Genomic DNA, 8,429 nt, shown 5'->3' on the forward strand with positions numbered 1-8,429 from the left:
CCTCCTCGACCGGCGGGGCCGACAGGGACACGCGGATCGTGTCACTGATGCCCTGCGACAGCAGCGCCCCGAAGGCCGTCGCCGACTTGATGGTGCCCTGGAACGCCGGGCCCGCCTCGGTGACGCCGAGGTGCAGCGGCCAGTCGCCGGCCTGGGCGAGCAGCTCGTAGGCGCGCACCAACACGACCGGGTCGTTGTGCTTGACCGAGATCTTGAAGTCGTGGAAGTCGTGCTCCTCGAAAAGGCCGGCCTCCCACACGGCTGACTCGACGAGCGCCTCGGCCGTCGGCTTGCCGTACTTGTCGAGGATGCGCTTGTCGAGCGAGCCCGCGTTGACGCCGATCCGGATCGAGACGTTCGCAGCCGCGGCGCGGCGGGCGATCTCACCGACCTGGTCGTCGAACTGGCGGATGTTGCCCGGGTTGACGCGCACGGCGGCGCAGCCGGCGTCGATCGCGGCGTAGACGTACTTCGGCTGGAAGTGGATGTCCGCGATCACCGGGATCTGCGACTTGTGGGCGATCGCGGGCAGGTCGTCGGCGTCGTCCTGGCTCGGGCAAGCCACCCGGACGATGTCGCAGCCGGTGGCGGTGAGCTCGGCGATCTGCTGCAGCGTCGCGTTGACGTCGGAGGTCAGCGTCGTCGTCATCGACTGCACCGAGATCGGGCTCTCGCTGCCCACCCCCACCGATCCGACCTTGATCTGACGGGTCTGCCGGCGGGGGGACAGCACGGGCGGGGGAAGAGCGGGCATGCCTAGGCCGACAGACGTCATGTCGTCCAGCCTACTGGCGGCGTTGGAGTCCCCGGATATCCGGGGACTCCCGCACGTGTCAGGTGTTGCAACACCTGACACGTGCATGACTTCCCTGACCAGTGGCGGTCACAGCGCGTCGGGTCAGCTCGTCAGGTGCAGGGGTACGACGATGTCGCCGATGATCAGCACGACGCCCATGAGCAACATGGCCAGCCCCATGACGTAGGCGATCGGCAACAGCTTGGCCACGTCGACGTAGCCCGGGTCCGGCAGCCCCCGGACGCGTGCCCAGGCCCGGCGCAGGCCCTCGTAGAGCGCGCCGGCGATGTGGCCGCCGTCGAGCGGCAGCAGTGGGATGAAGTTGAAGAGCCCCACGAAGAGGTTGAAGCCGGCGATCAGCATGACCAGCGAGACCAGCTTGTCCTTGAGCGGGAACTCGTCGTGGCTGGCGACCTCGCCAGCGATGCGGCCGCCGCCGACCACGCTCACCGGACCGTTGGGGTCGCGCTCCTGGAGGCCGATGATCGCCTTGCCGACGCCGTACACCTTGACCGGCAGCTGCGCGAGCGACTCGACCACGTCGACGGTCATGGTGCCCATCTGCTGCGCGGTGTAGATCGGGCCGCCGGTCTCGTAGACCGGGGTCAGCTCGGGAAGCACGCCCAGGAAGCCTACCGGGGTCAGCGTGGCGGAGTCACCGTCCAGCGGGCGAGGCTGGACCGAGGTGGTCGCGTCGAGGGTCAGCTGCTCGCCGTCGCGATCCACGACGATGGTCGCCGTTTCGTTGTCGTTGGCCCGGATCGCCTTCTGCATCTGCGTCCAGTCCGTCACCGGCTCGCCGTTGAACGACACGAAGCGGTCGCCCGGCTTCAGTCCGGCCGCCGCTGCGGGCGTCGGGTTGTTGTCGAGCTCCTCGGCGCTGCACACGCGGCCGTCCTCGTCGGCCGGCACGATGCAGGGCACCACCTCGGCCACGACGGGCTCGGCCGTGGCGTCGACGACCTGCCCGACGGTCGCGAAGACTCCCCAGAACAGGAAGAACGCGATGGCGAGGTTGACCATGGGGCCACCGGACATCACGACGACCTTCTGCCACCACGGCCGCCTGTAGAACAGCCGGTCGCGGTCCTCGGGGCCGATGTGCTCCCACTCGGCCGCCCGCGCGTCACTGATCAGCTGGGTGAACATCCCGGTGTTGGACTTGCGTACGCGCAGGTCCTCGTCGGGGTTGCCCGACTGCTCACCCTTGCCGGGCGGCAGCATGCCGACGATCTTGACGTAGCCGCCGAGCGGGATCGCCTTGATGCCGTACTCGGTCTCACCGATCCTCTTGCTCCACACGGTCGGGCCGAAGCCGACGAACCACTGGGTGACCTTGCCGCCGAACCTCTTGGCCGGGATCAGGTGCCCGAACTCGTGCAGGCCGATCGACGCCATGATGGTGACGGCGAAGATGAGCACGCCCAGCGTGTAGTAGAGCGCGGTCACAGAGTCTCTCCGATGGGGGCAGTGCCGATCGGCGGGCCGATCGTGAGGCGGGCTTCCTCGCGTGCCCAGGTGTCGGCGGCGAGGATGTCGTCAATCGTCAGGTGCTCCGGCAAGGGTACGTCGTGGCGCGCAACCACGGCGGCAATCGTGGGCACGATGTCGACGAATCGCAACCGGCCGGCCATGAACGCGTCCACACACACCTCGTTGGCCGCGTTGTAGACGGCCGGCGCCGTGGCCCCGCGCTCCCCGGCCAGGCGGGCCAGGGACACGGCCGGGAAGGCCTCGTCGTCGAGGGGGAAGAACTCCCACGTCTCGGGCGTCGTCCAGTCGACGGCCGGGGCCGCGTCCGGGATGCGGTCGGGCCAGGCAAGACCCAGCGCGATGGGGATCGCCATCGTCGGCGGGCTCGCCTGCACCAGGGTCGAGCCGTCGGTGAACTCCACCATCGAGTGCACGACGCTGGTCGGGTGGACGACGACCTCGATCCGGTCGAAGGGCAGGTCGAAGAGCAGGTGCGCCTCGATCACCTCGAGCCCCTTGTTGACCAGGGTGGCGGAGTTGATGGTGATCACCGGGCCCATCGACCACGTGGGGTGCTGGAGGGCCTGCTCGAGCGTGACCTGGGCCAGCTCGTCTCGAGTCCGCCCGCGGAACGGCCCGCCGCTGGCGGTGAGCACCAGGCGGCGTACCTCCCCGGCGGAGCCGCCACGCAGGCACTGGGCGACCGCGGAGTGCTCGGAGTCGACCGGCACGATCTGGCCGGGCCTGGCCCGCGAGGTGACCAGCGGGCCACCCATGATCAGCGACTCCTTGTTGGCCAGCGCGAGCGTGTTGCCGGCGTCGAGCGCGGCCAGGGTCGGGCGCAGGCCGACAGCGCCGGTGATGCCGTTGAGCACCACGTCGCAGGACATGCCCGCCGCCTCGGTCGACGCGTCCTCGCCGAGGCCGCTGAAGGCCGGCGCGAACTCCGCGACCTGGCGCTCGAAGAGCTCCTCGTTGGAGCCGCCCGCGGTCAGGCCGACGACCCGGAACCGGTCGGGGTTGGCGCGCACCAGGTCGAGGGCCTGGGTGCCGATGGAGCCCGTCGAGCCCAGCACGACGATGTCGCGCCTCATGACCGGTCCCCGGCCAGCACGAGGGTCTCCCCTGCCATCAGCGAGGTCAGGACGGGGTCGACGACCTCGCCGGCCGCCACGGCGAGGAGGTGTGCGGCGGTGGCGACCCGCGTTCCGTCGGTGACGCGCAGCAGGGCGTCGCCGGGGACCTCCGCGCAGCCTGCCGGGTCGGTGCGTCCGGCGCGCATCGCCGTGGCCCAGTCGAGCTCGCCCGAGTCGTCGACCGTGACCAGCGCGACCGCACCGAAGTCATGGCCGGCCGCCGTGCCGACCACGGCCAGCGCAGGTGCCGGCGACGGTTCACGCAGGAGGACCGCTCCCACACGCGCGCACGCCAGCTGGGCCACGGTGTCCTCGAGCGGCGGCGCGTCCATCACCACGACCTCGTCGCCCAGGCCGACGCCGAAGGCCTGAAGGACGCCGGCGAAGGCGCCGACCTCGGTCAGGAGCCGGGCGAACGTCACCGGGCGATCGCCGTCGAGCAGCGCGACCTGCTCGGCCCGGCCACGGATGACGTGGATGTCGACGGCGTTGTAGCAGGCATTCAGCGTGCCGGTGTCGCCTGCCGGCGGCCGGAACCAGATCACGTCCATGACGCCATCCTTCCGCACCCCACCCGGCCACACCGGCGTGAGGTCAGCGCGCGCCGGTCATCCCCTCGCGGGAGTCGCCCGAGAGTCGTTGCGCGAAATAGATCGGGACCGCGGAGAACAGGATCAACGCGGCCGCGACCACATTGACGACCGGGGCCTGGTTGGGCCGGAACAGATTCTGGTAGATCCAGATGGGCAGGGTCTGCACGCCCTGGCCCACGGTGAACGTGGTCACGATGATCTCGTCGAAGGACAGGGCGAACGACAGCAGTCCGCCGGCGAGCAGGGCCGATCGCAACATCGGCAGCGTCACTCGTCGAAACGTCGTGAACGGCCCGGCCCCGAGGTCCATCGAGGCCTCCTCGAGGTTGCCGCCCAGCCGCCGCAGCCGCGCCACCGCGTTGTTGAAGACCGTGACCATGCAGAAGGTCGCGTGCGAGACGACCAGCGTGAACAGGCCAAGCTCGATGCCGAAGATCGTCAGGAACGCGTTGGCCAGGGCGATGCCGGTGACCACGCCGGGCAGCGCGATGGGCAAGATGATGAGGAGCGAGACGGCGTCGCGGCCGAAGAAGTCGTAGCGCTGCAGGGCCAGGGCCGCCAGGGTCCCCAGCACCAGGGCGATCACCGTGGCGATCACCGCCACCTCGAGTGAGACCAGGATCGCCGACCGCGCGCCGGTGGACTGGAACGCGGCCGACCACCAGCGGGTGGTGTAGCCGGTCGGTGGCCACGCGAAGGTGCGCGAGACGTTGAACGAGTTGAGCAGCACCAGCAGCAGCGGTGTGTAGATGAGCACCAGCACCAGCCCGGAGAAGGCGGCGAGCAGGCGACGCGTCCACGGCGAGAGCGTCACAGGTTCTCCAGAGCTCCCGTGCGACGCGCGGCACCGAGATAGGCGAGCATCACGACCACGGGGATCGTCGAGACCGCTGCCGCGAACGGCATGTTGTTGCCGGTGAGGAAGTTGTCGTAGACGACGTTGCCGAGCATCTGGTTGGAACCGCCCACGATCTTGACCGCGATGTAGTCGCCCAGGGTGAGGGAGAACGTGAAGATCGACCCGGCGACGAACGCCGGCACCAGCACCGGCATCACCACCCGCCGCACGGTCATGGCGGTGCCGGCGCCGAGGTCTGCCGACGCCTCGAGCAGGGAGTTGGGCAACCGTTCGAGCCCGGCGTAGACCGGCAGGATCATGTAGGGCAACCACAGGTAGGCCAGCGTGATGACCGTGGCGGCGAGCCCGTAGCCCGGCGTGTCCAACCCGAACGGCCTGGCCAGCCACGCGATCGGTCCCGCGTCGGACAGCATGCCGCGCCAGGCGTACGCCTTGACGAGGTAGGACGCCCACAGCGGCGTGAGTACGGCGATGAGCAGGACGCGCTGCAGCCTGACCGAGGCCACCTTGGCCATGTAGATCGCGATCGGCAGGGCCAGCGCGGCGTCGATCAGGGTCACGGCGAACGCCACGACCAGGGTGCGCATGGTCACAGAGCGGTAGACGTCGATGGAGAACAGGTCCTGGTAGTTCTGCAGGGTCCAGGACCTCTGGATGTTGCCGGTGAAACCGTCGACGGTCCACAGCGAGGTGATGAACAGGGCGGTCAGGGCACCGAGGTAGGCCACCCCCAGCCACAGCATGGGCGGCCCGAGGAGCAGCCCGAGCCGGAGCCGGGGATGGCGATGCAGGATGCCGGTGGCCACCACTCAGCCCTTGACCTCGGTCCAGGCCTGGGTCCACTCGGTGTAGGTCGTGCACGTCACGTCGGTCCGGCCGTCGAGGCACTCCTCGATGGGGGTCGTCCAGTACCAGATCTGGTCGGCGTAGTCCTCCTCCCCGGCGTGGAAGGTCTCGCAGTGCCCCTTGCTCGCGACGTCGCAGGCCTTGGCGTTGGCCGGCGCCTCCCCGAACCACTCCGCCACGTCGGCGTTCGCCTGTGGGCTGATGATGTGGTCCAACCACGCGTAGGCGCAGTTGCGGTGCTCGGTCGACGAGCTGACCATCCAGGTGTCGGACCAGCCGGTGGCTCCCTCCTCCGGCAGGATCGCCTCGACCGGCACCTTCTCCGCCTGAGCGAGGTTGGCGATGACCTGCCAGGTCGTGCCGATCGTGCTGTCGCCCGTCGTGAAGGCCTGGATCTCCTTGAGGTAGTCCGACCAGTACTCGCTGACGTGCTCGTTCTGCTGCTTGAGCAGGTCGACCGCCGCGGCGAGCTGGTCGTCGTCGAGGGCGTACGGGTTCTCGATGCCGAGCTCGGGCTGGTGCGTCATCAGGTAGAGCGCAGCATCGGCGATGTAGATCGGGGAGTCGTAGGCGGTGACCCTGCCCGTCTGCGCCGCGGCGTCGTCGAAGACGGCGCTCCAGCTGGTCGGCGCCGGGGACACGTCCTTGGTGTTGTACATGAGCAGGTTGGCGCCGTACCCGTGCGGTATGCCGTACATCTGGCCGTCGACGGCGTTCCAGTCCCGGTCCTTGAGGAAGCTCCACACGTCCGCGTAGTTGGGGACCAGATCGGTGTTGACCGGCTCGACGTCGCCGGCCGCAATGAGCCGCAGGGATGCGTCTCCGGAGGCGGACACGACGTCGTACTGACCCGACTTCATCAACGTCACGGCCTCGTCGGAGGTGCCGAAGTACTTGACACTGACCTCACAGCCGGTGGACTCCTCGAACGGGGTCACCCAGTCCACCGCCTTGTCGGTGCTGCCGTCCTCGGCGTAGCCGGGCCACGCCAGGACGCTCAACTCGCCCTCCGTGTCGCCGAGCTCCTCGGCCATGGGCAGGTCGGGGGCCGTGAACCCCGCGTCTGCGCTCCCCCCACCCCCGCCGCCGTCGCCGGACTCGGTGCCGCATCCGGCAACCACCACCGCCAGGACAGCAGCGCCGACCAGGGCGCGGGCGACTCGTGTGCTTCTCATGGTGTCTCCTTGTTTGACTGGGCGCTGAGTGCGTGACTGGCCCCGAGATGACCCCGCTCCTGGGGGGACAGATCGATGACGTGCTCCTCGTGCCATGACAGGTCGACGCGTTGGCCCTGGGTGACCAGCTGGTCGGCGCCGCCGTGGAGGTTCTGCCGGAGCACGGTGAGGGTGTCGCCGCCGTCGACGTCGACGATGTAGTGGTTGACCGAGCCGAGGTAGACGACGCCGGTCACGGTCCCGCTGACGCGCGGGGACGGTCCGTCCAGATGGATCTTCTCGGGGCGGACGCTGAAGGTCCCCGGCCGGCCCATGATCCGCTCGGCCGCAGCGCCGGTCAGCAGGTTGGAGGTGCCGACGAAGCCGGCCACGAACGACGTCGCCGGAGACTCGTAGAGCTCCGTGGGTGAGGCGACCTGCTCGATCCGGCCCGCGTTGAACACCGCGATCCGGTCGCTCATGGTCAGTGCCTCCTCCTGGTCGTGCGTGACGAACACGAACGTGATGCCGACCTCGCGCTGGAGCTGCTTGAGCTCCACCTGCATCTCGCGGCGGAGCTTGAGGTCGAGGGCGCCCAGTGGCTCGTCGAGGAGCAGGACGCTCGGGCGGTTGACCAGCGCCCGGGCGAGGGCGACGCGTTGGCGCTGCCCGCCGGACAGCTGCTGCGGTCGCCGCTCGCCGTACGCCTCGAGCCGCACCGCCGCCAGGGCCTCGGTCGCCCGCCTGCGCCGGTCGCCGGCGGGCACCTTCTTGACCCGGAGGCCGTACTCGACGTTCTCCCGGACGCTCATGTGCGGGAACAGCGCATAGTCCTGGAAGACGGTGTTGACGTCGCGCGCGTAGGGCGGTAGCGCAGTGACATCACGGCCGGCCAGCAGTACCTGGCCGGTCGTGGCCTGTTCGAAGCCGGCGATCAGGCGGAGCACCGTCGTCTTGCCGGAGCCACTCGGACCGAGCATCGAGAAGAACTCACCCTCGGCGATGTCCAGGTCGACCCCGTCGACCGCGCGCACATCCCCGAAGTGCCGCACGAGGCCCCGGAGCGTGATCGCGGCGGTCATGTCAGACCTCCTTGCGAGCGGTGGTGTGCAACGGATGCTGTCAGATCCGGTCGCACACAACAAGGCTCAGGCCAGCCCGTTGTCGGCCGTGGAGGCGGGCTTGGCCGGCGTTCGCAGCCAGGCGGTGAAGAAGCCGGTCAGGTCCTGGCCGCTCACCTGCGCCGCGAGCGCCTCGAACTCCTCGGAGGTGCCGTTGCCGCCGGACCTGGTCTGGAGCCAGGTGCGGATCAGCCGCCAGAACGTCTCCTCGCCGATCCGGTTGCGCAGCGCCTGCAGCGTCATGCCGCCGCGGTCGTAGACAGGCTCGTCGAAGATGTGCGCGGCGCCCGGGTCGGCGATCGGGAGCCGCCAGAAGCGGTCCGAGCCGTCGAGCCCGTCGTAGCGGGTGCGCAACGTGGTGGCGGCGGACGTGCCCCCGTGCTGCTCGGCGAAGCGCCACTCCATGAAGGTCGCAGCGCCCTCGTTGAGCCAGATGTCGCGCCAGCGCCCG

At 69.5% G+C, this 8,429-nt stretch carries 9 protein-coding genes; all 9 read right to left on the reverse strand.

What is annotated here, in order from left to right:
• The coding region (ispG, locus tag RMO85_RS06835; protein ID WP_310527884.1) for a flavodoxin-dependent (E)-4-hydroxy-3-methylbut-2-enyl-diphosphate synthase at window positions 1–775 on the reverse strand (775 nt) is incomplete at its 3' end.
• Between the two features lie 123 nt (window positions 776–898).
• Entirely contained in the window at window positions 899–2,245 is a 1,347-nt protein-coding gene (locus RMO85_RS06840; RefSeq protein ID WP_310527886.1) for a M50 family metallopeptidase, read from the reverse strand.
• The gene (locus RMO85_RS06845) at window positions 2,242–3,363 is read right to left on the reverse strand and encodes a 1-deoxy-D-xylulose-5-phosphate reductoisomerase (protein WP_310527889.1); all 1,122 of its coding nucleotides are present in this window, start codon (window positions 3,361–3,363) and stop codon (window positions 2,242–2,244) included. Before RMO85_RS06845 ends, RMO85_RS06840 begins: the two co-directional genes overlap by 4 nt.
• Window positions 3,360–3,956: an AMP-binding protein gene (locus RMO85_RS06850; protein ID WP_310527893.1), complete on the reverse strand. Its 597-nt coding sequence runs from the start codon at window positions 3,954–3,956 to the stop codon at window positions 3,360–3,362. Before RMO85_RS06850 ends, RMO85_RS06845 begins: the two co-directional genes overlap by 4 nt.
• A gap of 43 nt (window positions 3,957–3,999) precedes the next feature.
• Window positions 4,000–4,812 carry an ABC transporter permease gene (locus tag RMO85_RS06855; RefSeq protein ID WP_310527898.1) on the reverse strand — a complete coding sequence of 271 codons (813 nt, stop codon included), beginning with the start codon at window positions 4,810–4,812 and terminating at the stop codon, window positions 4,000–4,002.
• On the reverse strand, window positions 4,809–5,663 hold the full coding sequence (locus RMO85_RS06860) for an ABC transporter permease (protein ID WP_310527902.1): 855 nt from the start codon (window positions 5,661–5,663) through the stop codon (window positions 4,809–4,811). The genes RMO85_RS06855 and RMO85_RS06860 overlap by 4 nt, the downstream gene beginning before the upstream one ends.
• A 3-nt stretch (window positions 5,664–5,666) precedes the next feature.
• Window positions 5,667–6,878 (reverse strand): ABC transporter substrate-binding protein, encoded by a 1,212-nt coding sequence (locus tag RMO85_RS06865; RefSeq protein ID WP_310527906.1) that lies wholly within the window; start codon window positions 6,876–6,878, stop codon window positions 5,667–5,669.
• Entirely contained in the window at window positions 6,875–7,939 is a 1,065-nt protein-coding gene (locus RMO85_RS06870) for an ABC transporter ATP-binding protein (protein WP_310527912.1), read from the reverse strand. Before RMO85_RS06870 ends, RMO85_RS06865 begins: the two co-directional genes overlap by 4 nt.
• A gap of 66 nt (window positions 7,940–8,005) precedes the next feature.
• A partial coding sequence (locus RMO85_RS06875) for a M1 family aminopeptidase (RefSeq protein ID WP_310527916.1) occupies window positions 8,006–8,429 on the reverse strand: 424 nt, incomplete at its 5' end.

The organism is Nocardioides sp. (genome assembly GCF_031422975.1).
Classification (GTDB): Bacteria; Actinomycetota; Actinomycetes; order Propionibacteriales; family Nocardioidaceae; genus Nocardioides.

What these genes read in the sequence shown, in the direction of transcription:
- RMO85_RS06845 (WP_310527889.1), bottom strand. Translation starts at nt 3,363, where the DNA reads ATGAGGCGCGACATCGTCGTGCTGGGCTCGACGGGCTCCATCGGCACC.
- RMO85_RS06850 (WP_310527893.1), bottom strand. Translation starts at nt 3,956, where the DNA reads ATGGACGTGATCTGGTTCCGGCCGCCGGCAGGCGACACCGGCACGCTG.
- RMO85_RS06865 (WP_310527906.1), bottom strand. Translation starts at nt 6,878, where the DNA reads ATGAGAAGCACACGAGTCGCCCGCGCCCTGGTCGGCGCTGCTGTCCTG.
- RMO85_RS06870 (WP_310527912.1), bottom strand. Translation starts at nt 7,939, where the DNA reads ATGACCGCCGCGATCACGCTCCGGGGCCTCGTGCGGCACTTCGGGGAT.